Annotated in this window: 20 protein-coding genes; 12 read left to right on the top strand and 8 right to left on the bottom strand. The window is 60.2% G+C overall.

Features of this window, described 5'->3' with window-relative positions; all coding sequences use genetic code 11:
• Positions 1 to 4 precede the first annotated feature (4 nt).
• Together ACQ4OE_RS03050 and ACQ4OE_RS03045 are read right to left on the bottom strand one after the other, a co-directional pair.
• On the bottom strand, positions 5 to 1669 hold the full coding sequence (locus ACQ4OE_RS03050) for an AMP-binding protein (RefSeq protein ID WP_430945626.1): 1665 nt from the start codon (positions 1667 to 1669) through the stop codon (positions 5 to 7).
• Positions 1670 to 1911: 242 nt separating this feature from the next.
• A complete protein-coding gene (locus ACQ4OE_RS03045; protein ID WP_430945625.1) occupies positions 1912 to 2928 on the bottom strand; it encodes an AraC family transcriptional regulator in 1017 nt (338 codons plus the stop codon).
• A gap of 306 nt (positions 2929 to 3234) precedes the next feature.
• Here ACQ4OE_RS03045 and efeU point away from each other — a divergent pair, with 306 nt between their 5' ends.
• Genes efeU through efeO (ACQ4OE_RS03025) form a run of 4 tightly spaced genes read left to right on the top strand, consistent with a single transcriptional unit; the run spans position 3235 to position 7458 of the window.
• Positions 3235 to 4080, top strand: coding sequence for an iron uptake transporter permease EfeU (efeU, locus tag ACQ4OE_RS03040; protein WP_105706568.1), 846 nt, complete (start codon positions 3235 to 3237; stop codon positions 4078 to 4080).
• A gap of 8 nt (positions 4081 to 4088) precedes the next feature.
• A complete protein-coding gene (efeO, locus tag ACQ4OE_RS03035) occupies positions 4089 to 5288 on the top strand; it encodes an iron uptake system protein EfeO (RefSeq protein ID WP_430945624.1) in 1200 nt (399 codons plus the stop codon).
• Positions 5289 to 5305: 17 nt separating this feature from the next.
• On the top strand, positions 5306 to 6604 hold the full coding sequence (gene efeB / locus ACQ4OE_RS03030; protein ID WP_430945623.1) for an iron uptake transporter deferrochelatase/peroxidase subunit: 1299 nt from the start codon (positions 5306 to 5308) through the stop codon (positions 6602 to 6604).
• Positions 6605 to 6633: 29 nt separating this feature from the next.
• On the top strand, positions 6634 to 7458 hold the full coding sequence (gene efeO / locus ACQ4OE_RS03025; RefSeq protein ID WP_430945622.1) for an iron uptake system protein EfeO: 825 nt from the start codon (positions 6634 to 6636) through the stop codon (positions 7456 to 7458).
• Between the two features lie 124 nt (positions 7459 to 7582).
• On the opposite strand, the gene pssA is transcribed toward efeO (ACQ4OE_RS03025), so the two are convergent.
• Complete coding sequence (gene pssA / locus ACQ4OE_RS03020) at positions 7583 to 8926, bottom strand: CDP-diacylglycerol--serine O-phosphatidyltransferase (RefSeq protein ID WP_430945621.1); 1344 nt, start codon at positions 8924 to 8926, stop codon at positions 7583 to 7585.
• 242 nt (positions 8927 to 9168) lie between these two features.
• Between pssA and ACQ4OE_RS03015 the strand changes: the two genes are divergently transcribed.
• The 3 genes from ACQ4OE_RS03015 to ACQ4OE_RS03005 all read left to right on the top strand — a co-directional run bounded on the left by ACQ4OE_RS03015 (position 9169) and on the right by ACQ4OE_RS03005 (position 11267).
• A complete protein-coding gene (locus ACQ4OE_RS03015) occupies positions 9169 to 9732 on the top strand; it encodes a TetR/AcrR family transcriptional regulator (RefSeq protein ID WP_430945620.1) in 564 nt (187 codons plus the stop codon).
• Between the two features lie 55 nt (positions 9733 to 9787).
• Positions 9788 to 10267, top strand: a complete 480-nt coding sequence (locus ACQ4OE_RS03010) for a DUF1348 family protein (RefSeq protein WP_430945619.1) — start codon at positions 9788 to 9790, stop codon at positions 10265 to 10267.
• Positions 10268 to 10487: 220 nt separating this feature from the next.
• Positions 10488 to 11267, top strand: coding sequence for a TSUP family transporter (locus tag ACQ4OE_RS03005; RefSeq protein ID WP_116030382.1), 780 nt, complete (start codon positions 10488 to 10490; stop codon positions 11265 to 11267).
• Here the strand turns inward: ACQ4OE_RS03005 and nudC are convergent.
• The 3 genes from nudC to ACQ4OE_RS02990 all read right to left on the bottom strand — a co-directional run bounded on the left by nudC (position 11235) and on the right by ACQ4OE_RS02990 (position 13832).
• A complete protein-coding gene (nudC, locus tag ACQ4OE_RS03000) occupies positions 11235 to 12065 on the bottom strand; it encodes an NAD(+) diphosphatase (protein WP_430945618.1) in 831 nt (276 codons plus the stop codon). The genes ACQ4OE_RS03005 and nudC overlap by 33 nt on opposite strands.
• A gap of 6 nt (positions 12066 to 12071) precedes the next feature.
• Positions 12072 to 12884 (bottom strand): crotonase/enoyl-CoA hydratase family protein, encoded by an 813-nt coding sequence (locus tag ACQ4OE_RS02995; protein WP_430945617.1) that lies wholly within the window; start codon positions 12882 to 12884, stop codon positions 12072 to 12074.
• Between the two features lie 177 nt (positions 12885 to 13061).
• Entirely contained in the window at positions 13062 to 13832 is a 771-nt protein-coding gene (locus ACQ4OE_RS02990) for a class I SAM-dependent methyltransferase (RefSeq protein ID WP_430945616.1), read from the bottom strand.
• Positions 13833 to 13993: 161 nt separating this feature from the next.
• On the opposite strand from ACQ4OE_RS02990, the gene ACQ4OE_RS02985 reads away from it, so the two are divergent.
• The 4 genes from ACQ4OE_RS02985 (at position 13994) to pncA (ending at position 16510) form a co-directional block, all read left to right on the top strand.
• Positions 13994 to 14527 carry a tetratricopeptide repeat protein gene (locus ACQ4OE_RS02985; RefSeq protein WP_430945615.1) on the top strand — a complete coding sequence of 178 codons (534 nt, stop codon included), beginning with the start codon at positions 13994 to 13996 and terminating at the stop codon, positions 14525 to 14527.
• 63 nt (positions 14528 to 14590) lie between these two features.
• Positions 14591 to 15076, top strand: a complete 486-nt coding sequence (locus ACQ4OE_RS02980) for an RNA polymerase sigma factor (RefSeq protein WP_430945763.1) — start codon at positions 14591 to 14593, stop codon at positions 15074 to 15076.
• Positions 15073 to 15831, top strand: coding sequence for a transcriptional regulator (locus tag ACQ4OE_RS02975; RefSeq protein ID WP_430945614.1), 759 nt, complete (start codon positions 15073 to 15075; stop codon positions 15829 to 15831). The genes ACQ4OE_RS02980 and ACQ4OE_RS02975 overlap by 4 nt, the downstream gene beginning before the upstream one ends.
• 52 nt (positions 15832 to 15883) lie before the next feature.
• Positions 15884 to 16510, top strand: a complete 627-nt coding sequence (gene pncA / locus ACQ4OE_RS02970; protein WP_430945613.1) for a bifunctional nicotinamidase/pyrazinamidase — start codon at positions 15884 to 15886, stop codon at positions 16508 to 16510.
• A 106-nt stretch (positions 16511 to 16616) separates the two neighbouring features.
• Here the strand turns inward: pncA and ACQ4OE_RS02965 are convergent, their stop codons facing one another.
• Together ACQ4OE_RS02965 and ACQ4OE_RS02960 are read right to left on the bottom strand one after the other, a co-directional pair.
• Entirely contained in the window at positions 16617 to 17918 is a 1302-nt protein-coding gene (locus ACQ4OE_RS02965) for an ATP-binding protein (protein WP_430945612.1), read from the bottom strand.
• A gap of 4 nt (positions 17919 to 17922) precedes the next feature.
• Positions 17923 to 18624: a response regulator transcription factor gene (locus ACQ4OE_RS02960; RefSeq protein ID WP_122591015.1), complete on the bottom strand. Its 702-nt coding sequence runs from the start codon at positions 18622 to 18624 to the stop codon at positions 17923 to 17925.
• 266 nt (positions 18625 to 18890) lie between these two features.
• Between ACQ4OE_RS02960 and ACQ4OE_RS02955 the strand changes: the two genes are divergently transcribed.
• Positions 18891 to 20048 (top strand): efflux RND transporter periplasmic adaptor subunit, encoded by a 1158-nt coding sequence (locus ACQ4OE_RS02955; protein WP_430945611.1) that lies wholly within the window; start codon positions 18891 to 18893, stop codon positions 20046 to 20048.
• The last annotated feature ends 12 nt before the right edge of the window (positions 20049 to 20060 follow it).

Here is a 20060-nt window from a genome sequence, read left to right as displayed (position 1 = left end):
TGATTCAAGCTGAAACGTTATGCGCCGCGGCCTCTTGAGCCTTGGCGATTTCCTGGTTGCGCAAGATAAAGCGCTGCAATTTGCCACTCGGGGTCTTGGGCAATTCGCTGACAAATTCGATTTCTCGGGGGTACGCATGCGCGGCCAGACGTTTGCGCACGTGTTGGCGCAGTTCTTCAGCCAGCTCCGGCGCGGCGCGGTATTGCGCACTGAGCACGACGAAGGCTTTGACCAGTTCGGTGCGCTCCGGATCGGGTTTACCGACCACCGCCGCTTCGACCACCGCCGGGTGTTCGATCAACGCGCTTTCGACGTCGAACGGGCCGACGCGGTAGCCGGAGGTGGTAATCACGTCATCGCTGCGGCCGACGAAACTGATGCTGCCGTCCGGATTCCACTCGACGGTGTCGCCGCTCAAGTAGTAGTCGCCGACGAACGCCTTGGTCGGCGCGCCTTCGTAGCCGCCGAACCAGCACATCGGCGATTGCGGACGGTCGATGGCGAGAATGCCGGGCTGGCCGACACCGAGCTCGTTGTATTGGTCATCGAGTACGACGATGCGATGGCCCGGCGAGGCGAAACCGGCGGCGCCGAGGTGCACCGGATGTTCGAAGCCGTGGTGGTTGCACAGCACCATGCCCAGTTCGGTCTGGCCGTAGTGGTCGTGAATGACCACGCCGAGGTTGTCGGCGAACCAGCGAATCACCTCCGGGTTCAATGGCTCGCCGGCGCTGCTGACGATACGCAGCTTGCCCTTGATCGACTTGGCGAACTCGTCACCGCCGGCGATCAGCAGTCGATAGGCCGTCGGCGAGCCGGTGAGATTGGTGATGCCGTATTTGTTGATCACCCGGCAGGTGCTTTCGAGGGTGAACGGGCCATCGTAGAAAGTGATCGGGTGCCCCATCGACAACGGGCCGGTGACGCCGAAATAAATGCCGTAGGCCCAACCCGGATCGGCGACGTTCCAGAACGAATCTTCCGGGCGCAGATCGACGGCGTCGCGGGTGTAGCTCTGGAACGCGACGATGGCTTTGAGCGGCACCGACAGTGCTTTCGACGGGCCTGTGGTGCCCGAGGTGAACATCAGCAGGAACGGGTCTTCGCCGGTCAGCAGCACTGGCTCGCAGACGTTGGAAAAATTGGCCAGTTCGGCCCAGAAACTGAAATCGCCACGGACGATGCCTTGCCCTTTGGCGCCGCCCACAGTGACGAGTGTTGGGCAGTCGGCGATTTCAGTGAGTTTCGGCCGGTTGACCGCATCGGTCACCACGACTTTGGCGCCGGAGGTATTCAGACGGTGTTCGAGGGCTTTGGGGCCGAACGCGGTGAACAACGGCTGATACACCGCGCCGATGCGCCAGGTGGCGAGCACGGTGATGAGCAATTCGATATTGCGCGGCAGCAGACCAGCGACTTTGTCGCCCCTCTGCACGCCTTCGGCGAGAAGGAAATTGGCGAAACGCGCGGCGTTGTCTTGCAGATCACTGAAGGTGTACGTCGCACTGGCGCCGTCGCGGCCCTCCCAGAACAGCGCGATGCGCCCCGGCAAGGCATGGCGGTCGCAGCATTCGACGCAAGCGTTGAGCGCCTCCAGCGTACCGCTGAGCGCGGCATCCACGGTGTGCTGATAGTTGAACTGTTCGGTGGCAGACAAGTAATCGCGCATTGCCAGAATCCCTCTGTGTTTTTATTAGGCTGGGAACCGTAAACAACAGAGGGATAGTCGCGCTGTGGGGCTGTGGCGGCAATGGTCAAAGCTATCAAAGTGGCTGACTGGTTTGGCCATGCCTTGCCACACCGATCGTTCCCCCGCTCCGCGTGGGAGCGATCATCAGGCTAGCTTCCACAGGTTTTCGCGTCGTGCACAAATCCCCTGTGGGAGCCAGCCCTGCTGGCGATGGCGCCGGATCAGACAACCTCATTCAGGATCAGCGTGCGGTAGTGGCCCGGATTCGATCCCGACCATTTGCGAAACGCCTTGTAAAACGAACTCGCGTCAGCAAATCCCAAACGGCTGGCAATCTCGACAAAACTGATCGAAGGCTCCGCCAGCCAGATGATCGCCAATTCCTTGCGCACACTGTCCTTGAGCCCCTGATACGTCTGCCCTTCCTCGGCCAGACGCCGGCGCAAGGTCGAGGCCGACATACACAACTGCTGGGCCAACGCCTCGGTTTCCGGCCATTGCTCGGCGGGCAACTGCCGCAAATCCTGCTTGATCCGACTGGCCAGGCTTTCGGGATCGCGGTACTTGACCAGAATATTGGCCGGCGCATGGGCCAGAAAACGCTTCAACTCTTCAGCTGAACGCTTGATTGGCAGGTCCAGGCAATCAGCCGAGAAAATCATCCGCGTGCGTGGCCGGTCGAAACGCAGGTTTTCCGAGAACATCACTCGGTAATCGTCGGTGAAGCCCGGTTCAGGGCAACGCAACTCAATCGCCAAGATCGGAATCCGCCGCCCGGCCAGCCAGCAGGCCACGCCGTGGACGATCATCCAATAGGTGAAATAGGTGAAGGCGCGACGCGGTTCGGGATCGTCTTCCAGCAAAACGATCTCGGCGAGACTCTGCTGGTGCACCAACTGCGCCGGCATGCGCTCGAGCATCAACGAGAGAAAACTTAAACCCGTGCTCAAACCCGCCGACAGCGTCGATTGCGCCATCGCACTGCGACAGAGAAATTCGAGGCTGCCGGACTTGAGCTTGCGCGGGTCCATGCCAAAAAACTCGTCATCACCGCGTCGGGCCAATAGCCGCCAGAGCTTGGCGTACTGCGAGGCTGGAACCCGGCCCTGCTCGGTTTGCAGCAGCGTCGGCGCAATGCCGACCTTGTTCAAGACTTCTTCCGTGGCCACGCCCGGGGCACAACTTTGCAGCAGCGCTTCACGCACCAGTTGAACGGCGATGGTGTCTTTTTCCGACATGGAACGCGGTGAACCTTGTTGTTTTTGAGTGACCGGCATCTTACCTCAAACACCACACAGATCCCCTGTTGGAGCTAGCTAGCCCTGCTAGCGATGAGGCCGTCCCGGTCGAATATTCCTTCAACTGACACACCGCCAATCGCTAGCAGGGCTAGTTCCCACGATGAATCGGTGCCTCGCGCATGAGAATGGTTGTTCTTTAACTTGTTCAGCTTGTGTTCAGGTTTGTGTCAATGATTGTCATGTGAGAATGGTTGTCATTATGTTACAACTTGTAACCTCTACAAATGACTTATTGGACACCGAATGCTCGTTCCCTTTCTGATCATGCTGCGCGAAGGCATTGAAGCCGCGCTGATCGTTGGCATCATTGCCAGCTACCTCCAGCAAACCGGCCGTGGCCAATGGATGCCCGCCGTGTGGATCGGGGTTTTCCTCGCCGCCGCCCTCGCCCTGCTGGTTGGTGGCGGTCTGGAACTGGTCAGTGCTGAATTCCCGCAAAAGCAGCAGGAACTGTTCGAAGGCATCGTCGGGTTGGTCGCCGTGGGCATTCTTAGCTCGATGGTGTTCTGGATGCGCAAAGTCGCGCGTTCGATCAAACACTCGCTGCAAGCCTCGCTGGATCACGCACTGACTTCTTCAAAGCATCAAGTGATCGCCTTGATCGCCATGGTCTTCTTCGCCGTGGCCCGCGAAGGTCTGGAAACGGTGTTTTTCCTGCTCGCCGTGTTCCAGCAAAGCGAAGGCCCGGGCGCGCCGATCGGTGCCCTGCTCGGCTTGATTCTGGCGATCATCGTCGGTTTCCTCATCTACAGCGGCAGCATGCGCCTGAATCTTTCGGCGTTCTTCAAGTGGACCGGCCTGTTCATTCTGGTAGTCGCCGCCGGGATTCTCGCCAACTCGGTGCAGGCCCTGCATGAAGCCGGGCTATGGAATCACCTGCAGACCGTGCTCTTCGACTTCAGCGCGACGCTGCCGATGGACGGCCCGCTGGGCTCGGTGCTGGCCGGCATGTTCGGTTATCAGGATGCGCCGACCGTCAGCACCCTCGGCGCGTATCTGATTTATCTGGTGGTGGCGTTGGTGATGTTCTTTTACCCGGCTCCCGCGCCGAAGCCCTCCGCACAATCGTCTTCCGTTTCCAGCCAATAAGGGCATTCATGTCAAAGCCTAATACTCCTCAGGCCTCGCCTCCCCGCGCCTTGCGCTGGGCGGTGGCCGGTTCGGTGGTCATCATGATCGCTGCCGGTGGCCTGTTCTGGTACGCCTCGAAAATGGCCGCAGCCAAGCGTCAGCACAATCACGATGAAGTGGTGGTGAACATCCATCCGGGCAGCTGCGAGCCGAACGCGCTGACCGTGCCGGCCGGCCGCGCCAGTTTCCGCATCGTCAACCGCTCCGACCGCGCGGTGGAATGGGAAATTCTTGACGGTGTGCTGGTCGTCGAAGAACGCGAAAACATCGCTCCCGGCCTGAGCCAAGTGATCAACGCCAATCTGCAACCCGGCGATTACGCGATCACCTGCGGATTGCTCAGTAACCCGCGCGGGACGTTGCATGTGACGCCGACTGCCGCCTCTGATGCGGCCGCCAAAGCCAAACCGTCGATGGTTGCCTTCGTCGGCCCGCTGTCGGAGTTCCGCGTGTATCTGGCCAGCCAAAGCAGCGCGTTGATCAAAGCCGTGACTGCGCTGAATCAAGCCATCGAAAGCGGAGATTTGAGTCAGGCTCAGGCGCTTTACCTGCCGGCCCGTGCCGCTTATCAGCGTCTGGCCCCGGCGGCGCAACGCCTGGCCGAGCTGGACAACAGCATCAACGCCCGCGCCGATTACTTCGAAAAACGCGAACAGGATCCGGCCTTCGTCGGCTTCCACCGCCTCGAATTCGGCCTGTTCCAACAGCGCAAACTCGATGAGTTGGCGCCCGTGGCCCAGCGCCTGCTCAGCGACGTCACCACGCTTAAACAGCAACTGCTCGCGCAGAGCCTGCCACCCGAGCAACTGGTCAACATCGTCGTGCGCAACCTCAACACCCTGGCCGACGTGCGCGCCGCCAGCGGTGAAGAAGAACGCTACAGCCACAGCGACCTCAACGGTTTCGCTGCAAATGCCGCAACTGCACACAAAGTCGTCGATCTGCTGCGGCCGATGCTGAGTAAATCCGCCGCCGACCTGCTGCCGAAAATCGACAAGGCCCTGGCCGACTTCGACACAGAACTCAACAGCTACAAGATCAAGGACGGCTACGCCAGCTACGACTCCGTCAGCGGCGAACAACGCAAGCAGATCGCCGACAAGGCCCAGGCTCTGGCCGACGCGCTTGATGGCATTGATCCCGCCCTCGGCCTCTCCGGCCTGTAAGCAGAAGACGAATACCGATGAACGATTCAGAAACACTCAACCTGCAACGTCGCCGTGTCCTGATGGGCATGGGCGCCGCCGGTGTGGCCCTCGCCGGCTCAGCCCTGAGCTGCCCGGCGATGGCCGCCGCGCCCGCACAGGTCACCGAAGCACCGAGCAGCGACAAAACCGAAGACCGCCATGATTTCCACGGCGTACACCAGACCGGCATCGTCACCCCGCGTCCGGCGTCGGGCATGCTGGTTTCGTTCGATGTGCTGGCCAGTGACCGTGAAGACCTGGAGCGGCTGTTCCGCACCCTCAATGAGCGCATCGCCTTCCTGATGAAGGGCGGCCCGGTCGCGCAGATCGATCCGAAACTGCCGCCGCCGGACTCCGGCATCCTCGGCCCGAACGTGACGCCGGACAACCTGACCATCACCGTTTCCGTCGGCGAATCGCTGTTCGACGAGCGTTTCGGTCTGGCCGACGCCAAGCCCAAGCGCCTGATCCGCATGGTCGGTTTCCCCAACGATGCGCTGGAAGCCGATTGCTGCCACGGCGACCTGAGCCTGCAGTTTTGCTCGAACACCACCGACACCAACATCCACGCCCTGCGCGACATCGTCAAAAACCTGCCCGACCTGCTGCTGGTGCGTTGGAAACAGGAAGGCAGCGTGCCGCCGCAAGCTCCGGCGAAACCCGGTGTGCCGGCGCAATCGGCGCGCAATTTCCTCGGTTTCCGCGACGGCTCGGCCAACCCGAATTCCAACGATGCGAAAGCCATGGACAGCATCGTCTGGGTGCAACCGGGCAGCGACGAACCGGCATGGGCCGCGCACGGCAGCTATCAAGCGGTGCGGATCATCCGCAACTTCGTCGAACGCTGGGATCGCACGCCGTTGCAGGAACAGGAAAGCATCCTCGGCCGGGTGAAAACCACCGGAGCGCCCATCGGTAGCAAACACGAAACTGAAGTGCCGGATTACCACAAAGACCCGGAAGGCAAGCTGACCAAACTCGACGCGCACATTCGCTTGGCCAACCCGCGCACCGCCGCGAGCCAGGCCAACCTGATCCTGCGCCGGCCCTTCAACTATTCCAACGGCGTCAACAAGAACGGTCAGCTCGACATGGGCCTGCTGTTCATCTGTTACCAGGCCGACCTGGAAAAAGGCTTCATCACCGTGCAGACCCGCCTTAACGGCGAACCGCTTGAGGAATACCTCAAACCGGTCGGCGGCGGCTATTTCTTCACCCTGCCGGGTGTCACGGGCGACAAGGATTTCATCGGTCGCTCGCTGCTCAATGCCACACAACCGAAAACAGCTGCATAAAACAACATTCCCACACTGGAGCCGCCCCCATGAAAAAGACGCCACTCGCGTTATTGCTGACCCTTGGTTTGCTCAACACCCCGCTGTCGGCGTTCGCCGCCACGGCGCCGCTGGATCTGGTCGGGCCGGTGTCGGACTACAAGATTTACGTCACCGAAAAACTCGATGAACTGGGCAGCCATACCCAACAGTTCACCGATGCGGTTAAAAAAGGCGACCTCGCCACTGCGCAAAAACTCTACGCACCGACCCGCGTTTACTACGAGTCGATCGAGCCGATCGCCGAGCTGTTCAGTGACCTCGATGCGTCCATCGACTCCCGCGTCGACGACCATGAGAAAGGCGTAAAGGCTGAAGACTTCACCGGTTTCCACCGCATTGAATACACGCTGTTCTCGGAGAAAAGCACCCAGGGCCTCAACGAACTGCCGGACAAGCTCAACAGCGACGTCAAAGACCTGCAAACCCGCGTGGCTGGCCTGACCTTCCCGCCTGAGAAAGTCGTCGGTGGCGCTGCTGCGCTGCTGGAAGAAGTCGCCGCGACCAAGATATCCGGCGAAGAAGATCGCTACAGTCACACCGACCTGTACGACTTCCAGGGCAACATCGACGGCGCGAAGAAAATCGTCGATCTGTTCCGTCCACAGATCGAGAAGCAGGACAAGGCGTTCATCGCTAAGGTCGACAAGAACTTCGCGACGGTCGACAAGATTCTGGCCAAGTACAAAACCAAGGACGGTGGGTTTGAGACTTACGACAAGGTGAAGGATAACGACCGTAAAGCGCTGGTAGGGCCGGTGAATACACTGGCTGAAGACTTGTCCACGTTGCGTGGGAAGTTGGGTCTGAATTGATTTTTTGTAGCGTCTGAGCGGGCCCCTTCGCGAGCAGGCTCGCTCCCACATGGGAATGCATTCCAACTGTGGGAGCGAGCTTGCTCGCGAAGGCTTTATCAGCCGCGCTAGATAATTTCGATTGTTAGAGAATCCGGTACAGCAACCGCTCAATCCGCACCCGACTCACCCGCTTGAGAAACTTGGCCACCCCGGCCGGGTATTCCGGCAACGTCTCCAGAGTCTGAAAGCTGTCGATCCGCGTGGTATTGCGGAAAATCTCTTCCAGCTCTTTCGCCCGCGGCTCCAGCCACTCGCCTTTCGGGTCATCAATCAACAACGCATTCTCCAGATCCAGGCGGAACGCCCGTGGATTGAGGTTGTTGCCGGTCAGCAGCGTATAGCGCTGATCGATCCACATGCCCTTGAGGTGATAGGTGTTGTCGCCATCGCGCCACAAGTGCAGGTTCAACTGGCCGCTGTCGATGTTGCGCTGATGCCGTTTGGCGAAACGACGCAGGCTGATCTCGTACAGATACGGCAGCGCCGCAATCACCTTGAACGGCTCACTTGGCGGAATATAGAAGTCGTTGGCGGTCTTGTCGCCGACGACGATGTCAATTTTCACGCCACGCGCCAACGCGCGGTTGATCTCGCGGATCACCCCCAGCGGCAGGTTGAAGTACGGCGTGCAAATGGTCAGCTGGGTTTGCGCGCTGGCGATCAGTTCGAGAATCGCTCGGTTCAGCGGGTTGTTCTTGCCGACGCCCAGCAACGGGGTCACCGACAAACCGTCTCGGGTCGTGCTGCCGGTGGCGGTGTCGTACGTCGCGTATTTGAGACGGCTGCGCAGGTCGCCGATGTCGTTGCGCAGGCTGCGCGTGGTCGGCAGGTTCGGCAGGTCGAGCCGATGCACGGCTTTTGATTCGATCAGACCATGCTTGACCAGGTGATGCATCGAGTCGGCGAGTTCACGGCTTTGCAGGACGTGGTAGCGGTCGAAACGGTATTTGTCGAACTTGTGCAGATAGACGTTGTTCAGGCTCGCGCCGCTGTAAACCACGCAATCGTCGATCACGAAGCCCTTCAAGTGCAGGACGCCGAACAGTTCGCGGGTCTGCACCGGCACGCCGTACACCGGCACTTCGCTCTGGTGCGTGCGGGTCATTTCCTGATACCACGCCGAATTGCCCGGCTGCTTGCCGGCACCGATCAATCCGCGCTGGGCGCGCAGCCAATCAACGACCACGGCGATTTCCAGCTCGGGCCGCTTGAGCTTGGCGGCATGGAGGGCATCGAGGATTTCCTGACCGGCTTCGTCCTGCTGCAAGTACAGCGCGACGATGTAGATGCGTTGGGTCGCTGCGGCGATTTTCTCAAGCAGGCAACGACGGAACTCGGCGGCGCCGGACAGAATGGTCACGGCCTCGGCGGTCAGCGGAAAGCTGCGCAGTTTGGGCAGCAAGGAACGTTTGAAAAGCAACGGCATAGGGCTCGCAATGGGTCGAATCCGAAGAACCCGAGAGCTTACACCATCACATCCTTCGGGTCTGCCCGCCGAAGGCTCGTTCCCACGCTCTGCGTGGGGACGCCTCAACGGACGCTCCGCGTTCGGCTCTTTGGGAACGCAGAGCGTTCCTGGCTGCATTCCCACGCGGAGCGTGGGAACGATCAATACTCAACAAATATCTTCGCTTGACCAAGGAGAACAACCGTTCTACTGTGCACAGCATGAACGAAATCACTAGCACTGACACACGCGACATCATTCTGGATGTCACCGAAAAACTGATCTACAAAAGTGGCATCGCTGCCACCAGCATGGATCTTCTGGTGAAAACTGCCGGCGTCTCGAGAAAAAGCATCTACCGTTACTTTGCAGATAAAGATGAACTCGTCGCCGCCGCACTGCAACGCCGCGACATCCGCTGGATGCACTGGTACAGCAACGCCGTCGATCAGGCCGAAACCCCGGCCGATCGCCTGCTCAACCTGTTTACCGTGCTTAAAGGCTGGTTCGCCTCGGAAGGCTTTCGCGGCTGCGCGTTCATCAACACCAGCGGCGAGACCGGCGACCCGCAAAGCCCCGTGCGGCTGGTTGCCAAAGAACACAAACAGAAGCTGCTCGACTACGTGTGCGAGCTGTGTACCGAACATGGCGCCGAAGACCCGCAACTGCTGGCTAAACAGTTGCTGATCCTGATTGACGGTGCCATTACCGTAGCGCTTGTGATGGGTGATCACAGTGCGGCCGATAATGCGCAATGCATGGCGCGAAAGTTATTGGACCTGTAATGCCTTAATAAGCCGGACTTGTTGTTCAATGATTAATCAGATTGGGAGACTGAACATGTCTACTGCAGCCCAGCAACGCCCGCCATTGCCGCCGTTCAACCATGAATCGGCCATCGAAAAAGTCCGTCTGGCCGAGGACGGCTGGAACTCCCGCGATCCGGAACGGGTATCGCTCGCCTACACCCTCGACACCAAATGGCGCAACCGCGCCGAATTCGCCAATAACCGCGAAGAGGCCAAGGCATTCCTCACGCGTAAATGGGCGAAAGAACTGGATTACCGTTTGATCAAGGAACTCTGGGCCTACTCCGACACCCGCATTGCCGTGCGTTATGCCTACGAATGGCACGACGATTCAGGCAACTGGTTCCGCTCCTACGGCAACGAAAACTGGGAGTTCGATGAAAACGGTCTGATGTTCCAGCGCTACGCGTGCATCAACGACATGCCGATAAAAGAAAGCGAACGCAAGTTCCACTGGCCACTGGGCCGCCGCCCGGATGATCACCCGAGCCTGTCGGACCTGGGCCTGTAATTTCACGGTGATTTCAAATGTGGGAGCAAGCTCGCTCCCACAGATGTTTACGCTCTACGCAGGATCAAAGTGAACGTGAACTTTCGTACACCACAAAAACCTGTGGGAGCTAGCCCTGCTAGCGATGGCGTCCGATCGCTCGCCGCAACACTTGGAAATGAGTAACATGACCGCCCTCCCCGCAGCTCACGTGCTGCGCCCTGCCGAATAAGCCGATTCCATGCCTTTCGAACTCAGCGTTGACCTCACCACCCTCGCCATTCTGGCCCTCGTCGCTTTCATTGCCGGTTTCATCGACGCCATCGCCGGCGGTGGCGGTCTGTTGACCACCCCGGCGCTGTTGACTGCTGGCCTGCCGCCGCATCTGGTGCTGGGCACCAACAAACTCAGTTCGACGTTCGGTTCGGCCACCGCCAGTTTCACCTTCTACCGGCGCAAGCTGTTCCACCCGCGGCAATGGGTCCACGCGATTGTCGGCACACTCGTCGGCGCCTTGACTGGCGCTGTCGTCGCCCATTACCTGCCAGCGGAATGGCTGAACAAGATGCTCCCGGTGATCGTCTTCGCTTGCGGTTTGTATCTGCTGTTTGGCGGCACGCCGAAAGCGCCACTGGACAGCGACGCGCCGATCAAAAAGAAATGGCAATCGACCCAAGGCTTCAGCCTCGGTTTCTACGACGGCGTGGCCGGCCCCGGTACTGGCGCGTTCTGGACGGTCAGCAGCCTGCTGCTCTACCCGATCGATCTGGTCAAGGCCAGCGGCGTGGCGCGCAGCATGAACTTCGTCAGCAACATTGCCGCGCTGTCGGTGTTTGTGTTTTCCGGGCAGGTGGACTGGATCATCGGCCTGAGCATGGGCCTGTCGGTGATGGTCGGCGCGTTCTTTGGCGCGCGCACCGCGATCAGCGGCGGCGCCAAATTCATTCGGCCGGTGTTCATCACGGTGGTGCTGGGTTTGACCGTACGCCTAGCCTGGCAGCACTGGTTCAGCGTGGCCTAAGCGCCGCGCGACGTAGACGTCGATCAGGTAACGGGCAATCGATTTGGACGCCGGCAACGGCGGCAGATCGTGCACGTTGAACCACTGGGCGTCTTCGATCTCGTCTTCCTGACAGACGATCTCGCCACCGGCATATTCGGCATGGAAGCCGAGCATCATCGAATGCGGGAACGGCCAGCACTGGCTGCCCAAATACTGAATGTTCTTCACCTCGATCTGCACTTCCTCGCGCACTTCCCGAATCAGGCAGTCCTCGGCAGACTCGCCCGGCTCGGCAAACCCGGCCAGCGTGCTGTAAACCCCGGTGACGAAACGCGGTGAGCGCGCCAGCAGAATCTCGTCACCGCGAGTGATCAGCACAATCATGCTCGGCGAAATACGCGGATAGCTGCGCAGATCGCATGGCTGGCAATACATCGCCCGCTCGCGCGGCACCTGCGTCATTGCCTGGCCACAATTGCCGCAGAAACGGTGCTCGCGGGCCCAAGTGCCGATTTGCGCAGCGTAACCCAAGACTTTGTAGATCGTGTGATCGCCATCGAGCATGAACGCCCGCAGGCCTTTCCAGTTGCAACCCGACACTTCGCTGGCACTGCGCAGTTCAAGCAGGTACACCGGTTCGCCGTCGAGATGGCCAATGCCGTGCTCGGCGAGGATCGACAGGTCCTGACGCTTGAGCCATTCCCGCGGGAACAGCGCGCCATTGTCATCGAACAGAAAGCCTTCCGGGCTGCGCGCCACGGCCCAGCCGCCCGGTAGATCGGTGTCGAGTACTGCAGTGGTCCAGCGAGCTGTCATGGTTTCTCAGTCCAGGAATTCGGGTTTCTGTTTGCTCATGTGGGCGGCCATGGCCACGCGCAAATCGGTGGATTGCAGCATGGCGGCGTTCCAGGTGGCAACGTATTCGAGACCGTCGTCAATGCGATGGTCGCGCATGTAGCTGATCATTTCCTTGGTGCCGGTGACCGCAATCGGCGACTTCGAGGCGATCTCGCGGGCGATGTCGATCACCCCTTCGAGCAACGCATCCTTGTCGCTGTAGACGCGATTGACCAGGCCCATGCTGCGCGCCTCTTCAGCACCGAACGTGCGACCGGTGTAAGCCAGTTCACGCAGCATGCCGTCACCGATGATCCGTGGCAACCGTTGCAAAGTGCCAACATCGGCGGCCATGCCGATATCGATTTCCTTGATCGAGAATTGTGCATCTTCGGCGGCGTAGCGCATGTCGCAAGCGGCAATCAGATCGATGGCGCCACCGAGGCAATAACCTTGAATCGCCGCGAGCACTGGCTTGCGGCAGTTGTCGACGGCATTGAACGAGGCTTGCAGGGTGAGGATCTTGCGCCGCAGCAGACGCGCATTGCGGCCGACGTCCTTGCCCAATTCATTGGCGACGCCGGCGAGCATCATCAGGTCGATGCCCGAGGAAAAATGTTTGCCGTTACCGCTGAGGACTACCACCCGCACTTCGTCGGTGTCGTCGATCCACTGGAAGATATCGACGATCTCGCTCCAGAACGCCGCGTTCATCGAATTGATCTTTTCCGGGCGATTGATCTGCACATGGGCGATGTTGTCGGCCAGTTCGACGCTGAAAGCGGAGTATTGAGTCATGGCAGTGATCCTTTACCGGGCTGAAAATGAGTCCCGAACTATAACAAGGCATCACAGTGGCGGTTCGGACAAATGCGGGACTGGATGGCATCGGCGGCGGCTCCAATCGCCAGCCTGTCTGTGTTCACAAATTCCCTGTGGGAGCCAGACCTGCTAGCGATTAGCCGCCCCGCCAATCTAACTACCCTTCACCGCCACAAACGCAGCAGTCTCATACGGCACTGTCAGCACATCCCTGCCTCGAAGCTCAGGCTCGGCCGCGATCAACTCACGAATCTGCTCATCCACCCTCGCCCGCTGCGCGTCCGGCAACGCGGCAATGAAACTGGTCGATCGCACCCGATTGAAAATCACGTCTTCCGGCGATCCGGTGTGACCATTGTGAAAGCGCTGCAGCTGCAACGGCCCGAACGCCGGATGCGGGAACGCCTTGCGCCACTCGCCTGTGTAGTAACGCGGCGTATCGCCCTCCAGTGCATTGACGATGGCGTCCAGTTTCGGCACCCAGCTCACGGTTGTGTCGCGCAGGTTCCAGATCAGACCGAGCTTGCCGCCGGGCTTGAGCACTCGGGCGATTTCGGTCAGCGCGTCTGCACTGGCGAACCAATGAAACGCCTGCGCGCAGACCACCACATCGACCGAGGCGTCCGGTAACGGTAAGTCCGTCGCCGTGCCGCTGACTGCCAGCACTTGAGGCCAGGCATCGGACAGTTTTTCGAGCATCTGCGGCACCGGTTCAACCGCGATCACCTGGGCGCCCGTCGCCACCAGTCGACCCGTGAACTTGCCGGTGCCGGCGCCCAGATCGATCACGGTTTTATGACGATCGAGACCCAACGTCGCGCTCAGCCAGCCGCTGACCTGCGGCGGGTAATCCGGGCGTCCTTTGACGTAGGTGTCAGCGGCGGTTTTGTAGCCGCCCGTGGAATGGTGGAGATGTTCGTTCATGGCAGTTTCCCCCTCCGGTTCAAGCTTCGGATCAACGGCAGACGCTGACGAGCATAGCGCCGGAATTTGTGCCTGACTGGAACAGTCACTGACTAAGCAATGAATAAAATTTCACCCTGTGGTGTTCAAAGTGAAACATAACCCCCTGTGGAGCCTTGCCCATGACTATCCGTTCCGTTATGTTCGCCGCCCCGTTGCTGCTGGCCGCGGCGATGTCCAGTCATCTGGCCTTCGCCAACGGTGACGAAGAGGATCCGGTGCAGAAGCCCGAATGCCCGAAAGGCCAGGTATGGGACAGCCAGACGCAAAAATGCGTGTTGCAGACCAGCAGCCTGTTGCCCGACGCCGACCGCACCGATTACGCCTATCGCCTGGCCAAGGCCGGCCGTTACGAGGAGGCACTGGCGTTGCTCGACACGCTCAAGCAACCGAATACCGCCAAGGCCCTCAACTATCGCGGTTATGCCACGCGCAAACTGGGACGCACCGACGAAGGCATCAGCTATTACCTGCAATCGGTGAAACTCGATCCGCAGTACGCGCAAGTGCGCGAATACCTCGGCGAGGCCTATGTGATCAAAGGGCGCGTCGACCTGGCGCAAGAGCAGCTGCAGCAGATCCAGTCGATTTGCGGCACAGCTTGTGAGGAATATCAGGATCTGGCTGAAGCCATTAACGGTTCAACGAAAACCTGACTTTTATAAGTGGAGACGATCATCGTCAGCGATCAGGCATTCAGAGCCGAACTCGGACAGCATCTGACGCGTTTGTGGCGCTACGGTTTGCTGCTGTCACGCAATCGCCACGTCGCCGAGGATTTGGTCCAGGCCACTTGCGTGCGCGCACTGGAGCGATCCGGCCAATACCTGGCCGGCACGCGCATGGATCGCTGGTTGCTGAGCATTCTGCATTCGATCTGGCTCAACGAAGTGCGCGCCCGTCGCGTGCGTCATGGCTCGGGGCATGTCGACGCCGACACGCAGCTGACCTTCGACGGTGAATACGCCGCCCACACCCATGTGATGGCCACCCAAGTCATCCGCCGCGTCGATGCGCTACCGGAAACCCAGCGTGAAACGGTGTATCTGGCCTATGTCGAGGGTTTGTCCTACCGTGAAGTTGCCGAGATCCTGCAAGTGCCGATCGGCACAGTGATGAGCCGCCTGGCCACGGCGCGCCTGAAACTCGCCGAATACCCGCCGTTGCAAGCGGTGCCGAAAACCACCGAAGGAGACCGGTCATGAACACCCCTTCGGACGAACAACTGGTTGCCTATCTGGACGACGAACTCGACCCGGGTTATCGCAGCCAATTGCACACGGCAACCGCCGAGGATCCGCTGCTCAGTCTGCGCGTGCAATGGCTGGAGCGGAGTAACCTGCCGTTCAAAAACGCCTATGACGAACTCGCGCAACAGGCGCCGCTGGATCGCTTGCAGGCGCGGCTGGATGCGATCCCTTCGCCGGAGCGTCCGGGGTTGAGTCGACGCTGGTTTATCGGCGGCGCGGCGGCAGCGCTGGTCGCCGCCGGCGTGCTGGCCGACCGGTTGATACTGGGCTGGCAGGCGCAGCAAGCGCATAACTGGCGCGGTCTGGTCAGCGACTACATGGCGCTCTACGTGCCGCAGACCCTTGAGCATTTGCCTTCCGACGACGCCACGCAACGGGCACAACTGCGCAGCATCAATGCACGTCTGGGGCTGACTCTTTCTGCGGAAGCGTTGAAATTGCCCGGTGGCGAATTCAAACGCGCGCAACTGCTTGAATACGACGGCGTGCCGATCGCGCAGATCGTCTATCTGGATCAGCATCATGGGCCGCTGGCCTTGTGTATCACCCGTTCGAACAGCGGCAGCCAGCCGTTGGCCAACGAGCGCCGGCACGAGATGAACGTCGTGTATTGGACCGAACGCGAACACGCGTGGATGGTGATCGGCCATGTGCCCACAGCAGATCTGCAGGCACGGGCGCAGTTGTTGAGAAGTCGTTTAACCGCCTAGCAGGCGCTGCCACTATTCTGGGCAAGTGATTTGTCCAAGGAGGATTGCACCTATGCCGATTTCGTCTCGCACTGCATTACTGGTTATCGATGTTCAGAACGACTTCATCCCCGGCGGCAGCCTGCCAGTGCCTGAGGGTGAGCGGATCGTGCCGCTGATCAACCAGCTTGCGCTTCAGTTCCAGCAAGTCGTCATCGCCCAGGACTGGCACCCGCGCGGGCACGCCTCGTTCGCCTCCAGCCATCCCGGCCGCCAGCCTTACGACGTCATTCAATTGCCTTACGGTGAACAGACGCTGTGGCCCGATCATTGTGTGCAGGCCAGTGCCGACGCCGAATTTCACCCGGAACTCGACCTGCCCCATGCGCAACTGGTGATCCGCAAGGGCTGCAATCCGGACATCGACAGTTACTCGGCCTTTCTCGAAGCCGACCGCCGCACGACTACAGGATTGGCCGGCTACTTGTCAGAACGCGGGATCGACACGGTTTACATGGTTGGACTGGCGCTGGATTTCTGCGTGATGTACTCGGCGCTGGATGCGCGGGCGGCGGGATTCAATGCGATTGTGGTGCTGGATGCGTGTCGGGCGATCGATTTGAATGGATCGCTGGCGGCGGCAATTGAGCGGATGCAGGTGGCCGGCGTTAAGTTGATCCAGTCAACCGACCTGATCTGATCCTCCCTTGTAGGAGCGAGCCTGCTCGCGAAAGCGGTTTCGGTTACTTTGAGTGAACTGACGCCTTTGCGAGCAAACTCGCTCCTACATCGGCATCACCGACCTCTTAAGCAGTGGTCGGCAACCACAACCGAAACCGCGCCCCACCCAACGGCGAGCTCTCCGCGGTCAACGTGCCGCCCTGCGCTTCCAGTGCCCGGCGACTGATGGCCAGGCCCAGGCCAAACCCGCCGGTGGCACGATCGCGACTGCGGTCGAGTCGATAAAACGGCTCAAAGATCCGCTCGCGTTCGTCATCGGGAATACCGATGCCGTCGTCATCCACCCAAATCTCACAGCCCTCGGCATTCACCTGCACACCGATCTGGATGCGTTTCTCGCAATAACGCATGGCGTTGCGCAGCAGATTCTGGATCGCACGTGCGGTCAGCCGCGGATCCAGCGCGAAGCGTTCGAGTTGCCCGTGCAGCAGGACGTCGATGACGATTTCCGGCGATTCCAGTTCTTCGTCGACGCTACCGAGAATACTGTCGATGAACTCGTCCAGCGAGACTTCGACTTGCTCCGGCAGTTGCGCTGGGTTCTGCAAGCGGCTGTAGGACAGCAGCTCCAGCACCAGTTCGTCCAGTTCGCGGATGTGCGCGACCAAACCCAGCAGACGCTCACGGCTGGCGGCCGGCAAATCGTCGGACAGCGCCAGCGCCAGGCCGAAATCCAGGCGCGTCAACGGTGTGCGCAGTTCGTGGGAAACTGCGTTGAGCAGATCACGTTGCTGGTTGAGCAGGTTCTCGATGTCACCGGCCATGGTGTCGAAGACGTTGGCCAGACTGCCGATGTTCGAGCTTGGAGTGATCTTCGTGCGTTCGCTGAGATGGCCTTTACCGAAACGTTCAGCGGTGCCTTTGAGGCGTTCCAGATCACGCCAGTGCGGGCGCAGCCAGAGCAGCAAGCACCCCAACAGGCTCGCGCCGATCAGCACGTTGATGCTCCAGTACAACAGATTGACGTCCAGCGGGTCCGGCGGCACGACCATTTGCACGGCGGTGTCGTTATCCAGCGGCGTCACCGCCAGCGTGCGCCAACCCCAATCACCAATGCGCACAACGTTTTCGCCACGGCGCAAACGTTCCTGCTCGATCGCGGTGAAATCGGCACTGTCGATGCGAGCCAGCAGGATGTGCAGCGGTTGAAAGTCCTTGTCCATCGACGCCGCTAGCGCGGGCCATTGATCATGCGGCGCGGCATGAAACTGTCTGGTGATCAGCGATTGCAGGCCGCGCGAATAGTCGAGGTTATAGGTGACGAAACGCTCACGGAACGCCATGACCACCAGATCCGGCACCAGATAAATCGCCGCGCTGTAGGAAACGATCGTCACCAGATACAGGCGAAAGAGGATGCGAAACATCAGGTCAGCATTCCCACTCGGAACGGCTGAACAGGTAGCCCTTGCCCCACACGGTCTTGATCTTGCGCGCCTCACCGGCGTGGTCGTCGAACTTGCGCCGCAGCTTGGAAATCGCCACGTCCACCGAGCGGTCGGTGCCGTTGAATTCAATGCCGCGCAGACGTTGCAGAATCTGGTCACGGCTGAGCACTTCGCCTGCGTGCCGGGCCAGCACCACCAGCAAATTGTATTCACCACTGGACAGTTCGACCGGCTGGCCGCGCCAGGTCACGGTGCGTTCCGACAGGTCGATGCACAGGTTGCCCATGAGGATGCGATCGTTGGCGGTCAGTGGCTCGCTGAGACTGCTGCGGCGCAACAACGTCCGTACCCGCGCCAGCAGCACACGCGGTTCGCAAGGTTTGGTGACGTAATCGTCAGCGCCCATTTCCAGCCCCAGCACTTGATCGTGGCTGTCATCGCGGGCGGTCAGCATCAAAATCGGCAGCGTCGCCGAATCAGCCCGCAACAAGCGACAGACTTGCAGGCCATCGAGCCCTGGCAACATCAAGTCGAGGATCACCAAGTCCGGCGGATTCAGCCGCGCCCGCTCACGGACGTGGTCACCCCGGCCGATCACGCTGACGGAATAACCGTTGCGCTCGAGGTAGCTGGAAATCAGTTCGGCGAGGGCGGTGTCGTCTTCGACCAGGAGGATGTTGGGCATGGGTGTTTCCAGAAGGTGCTGTGACGAGCGATAAAGCGAATTCGCGAGCAGGCTCGCTCCCACTCTTGGAATGCGATCCCTCGTGGGCGCGAGCCTGCTCGCGAAAGCTATTTATCAGTCGCAATAAATTTCAAGGGCTAAAGGATATACGCCCTCACCCGTCCCTGAGCAAAACCCTTACACAATTTCACACAGCGCCTACAAAGCTTCACCGCTAATCTGCGCGTCTGGTCGTAGGATGCGGCCATCAATATTGGGGGTTGTACATGTCGAACAAACTGCTGGCCGGGCTCGGCCTGATCGCAATGGCGCTGACGCTGAGCGCCTGTGACTCATCCTCGAACGCGGAAGAGCAGGCACCACCCGCCACGGTGCGCATCGAGACCATCGAAACCCACCCTCTGACGATCAGCAGCGAACTCAGCGGGCGGATCGCCGCGCCGCGCATTGCCGAAGTGCGCGCACGGGTGGCCGGCGTGGTGCTGCAACGCACTTTCCGTGAAGGCAGCGACGTGAAAAAGGGTGACGTGCTGTTCCGCATCGATCCGGCCCCGTTCAAGGCAGACCTGGACAGCGCCGAAGCTGCACTGCGCAAAGCCGAAGCCAATGCATTCCAGGCAAAACTGCAGGAACAGCGCTATGCGCAGTTGATCGACGACCAGGCCATCAGCGGTCAGGACTACGACAACGCCCGTGCCAATGCCCGGCAAACCGCCGCCGATGTCGCCGCCAACAAAGCTGCGGTCGAGCGCGCCAGGTTAAACCTTGGCTACGCCACCGTCACCGCGCCGATTTCCGGGCGCGTAGGTCGCGCACTGGTGACTGAAGGCGCATTGGTCGGGCAGAACGAAACCACGCCGCTGGCGCTGATTCAGCAATTGAACCCGATTCACGCCGATCTCACCCAGTCCACCCGTGAACTCAACGAACTGCGTCGGGCCTTCCGCTCGGGGCAACTGCAGGAAGTCGGTCAGGATCAGGTCAAAGCCACGTTGATTCAGGATGACGGCAGTCTTTATCCGCTACCGGGCAAACTGCTGTTCAGCGACATCACTGTCGACCCAGGCACCGGCCAGATCATCCTGCGCAGCGAATTCCCCAACCCGGATCTGGATTTGCTCCCGGGCAGTTTCATCCGCGTGCGCCTCGAACAAGCGACGATCCAGAACGGCATCACCGTACCGCAACGCGCCGTGCAACGTGACAGCGCCGGGGTTGCTCAGGTGCTGACCGTCGACGAGCAAATGCGCGTGGCGCAGCAACCGGTGCAACTGGGCGCGGTGCAGAACAATCGCTGGATCGTCACCGGCGGCCTCAAGCCTGGCGACCGTATAGTCATCGAAGGCCTGCAACACGCCCGCCCCGGCGAAAAGGTGCAGATCGACGACACCCCTCTTCCACTTGCCCAGACCTCTGGTCAGTAAGCAGGACGCTTT

Source organism: Pseudomonas sp. WC2, assembly GCF_050586545.1.
In the GTDB taxonomy this organism is placed as follows: domain Bacteria; phylum Pseudomonadota; class Gammaproteobacteria; order Pseudomonadales; family Pseudomonadaceae; genus Aquipseudomonas.
Note: the sequence above shows the minus strand (reverse complement) of the source record. Positions and strands in the feature narration are given on the sequence as shown.

Excerpts from the sequence above, each read along its gene's own strand:
- ACQ4OE_RS03015 (WP_430945620.1), top strand. The coding sequence starts at position 9,169 with ATGAACGAAATCACTAGCACTGACACACGCGACATCATTCTGGATGTC.
- pncA (WP_430945613.1), top strand. The coding sequence starts at position 15,884 with ATGCCGATTTCGTCTCGCACTGCATTACTGGTTATCGATGTTCAGAAC.
- ACQ4OE_RS02955 (WP_430945611.1), top strand. The coding sequence starts at position 18,891 with ATGTCGAACAAACTGCTGGCCGGGCTCGGCCTGATCGCAATGGCGCTG.
- ACQ4OE_RS03045 (WP_430945625.1), bottom strand. The coding sequence starts at position 2,928 with ATGTCGGAAAAAGACACCATCGCCGTTCAACTGGTGCGTGAAGCGCTG.
- ACQ4OE_RS02985 (WP_430945615.1), top strand. The coding sequence starts at position 13,994 with ATGACTATCCGTTCCGTTATGTTCGCCGCCCCGTTGCTGCTGGCCGCG.
- ACQ4OE_RS03010 (WP_430945619.1), top strand. The coding sequence starts at position 9,788 with ATGTCTACTGCAGCCCAGCAACGCCCGCCATTGCCGCCGTTCAACCAT.
- ACQ4OE_RS03050 (WP_430945626.1), bottom strand. The coding sequence starts at position 1,669 with ATGCGCGATTACTTGTCTGCCACCGAACAGTTCAACTATCAGCACACC.
- efeO (WP_430945622.1), top strand. The coding sequence starts at position 6,634 with ATGAAAAAGACGCCACTCGCGTTATTGCTGACCCTTGGTTTGCTCAAC.
- ACQ4OE_RS02995 (WP_430945617.1), bottom strand. The coding sequence starts at position 12,884 with ATGACTCAATACTCCGCTTTCAGCGTCGAACTGGCCGACAACATCGCC.
- ACQ4OE_RS02975 (WP_430945614.1), top strand. The coding sequence starts at position 15,073 with ATGAACACCCCTTCGGACGAACAACTGGTTGCCTATCTGGACGACGAA.
- ACQ4OE_RS03005 (WP_116030382.1), top strand. The coding sequence starts at position 10,488 with ATGCCTTTCGAACTCAGCGTTGACCTCACCACCCTCGCCATTCTGGCC.
- ACQ4OE_RS02965 (WP_430945612.1), bottom strand. The coding sequence starts at position 17,918 with ATGTTTCGCATCCTCTTTCGCCTGTATCTGGTGACGATCGTTTCCTAC.
- nudC (WP_430945618.1), bottom strand. The coding sequence starts at position 12,065 with ATGACAGCTCGCTGGACCACTGCAGTACTCGACACCGATCTACCGGGC.
- pssA (WP_430945621.1), bottom strand. The coding sequence starts at position 8,926 with ATGCCGTTGCTTTTCAAACGTTCCTTGCTGCCCAAACTGCGCAGCTTT.
- ACQ4OE_RS02960 (WP_122591015.1), bottom strand. The coding sequence starts at position 18,624 with ATGCCCAACATCCTCCTGGTCGAAGACGACACCGCCCTCGCCGAACTG.
- efeU (WP_105706568.1), top strand. The coding sequence starts at position 3,235 with ATGCTCGTTCCCTTTCTGATCATGCTGCGCGAAGGCATTGAAGCCGCG.
- ACQ4OE_RS02990 (WP_430945616.1), bottom strand. The coding sequence starts at position 13,832 with ATGAACGAACATCTCCACCATTCCACGGGCGGCTACAAAACCGCCGCT.
- efeB (WP_430945623.1), top strand. The coding sequence starts at position 5,306 with ATGAACGATTCAGAAACACTCAACCTGCAACGTCGCCGTGTCCTGATG.
- efeO (WP_430945624.1), top strand. The coding sequence starts at position 4,089 with ATGTCAAAGCCTAATACTCCTCAGGCCTCGCCTCCCCGCGCCTTGCGC.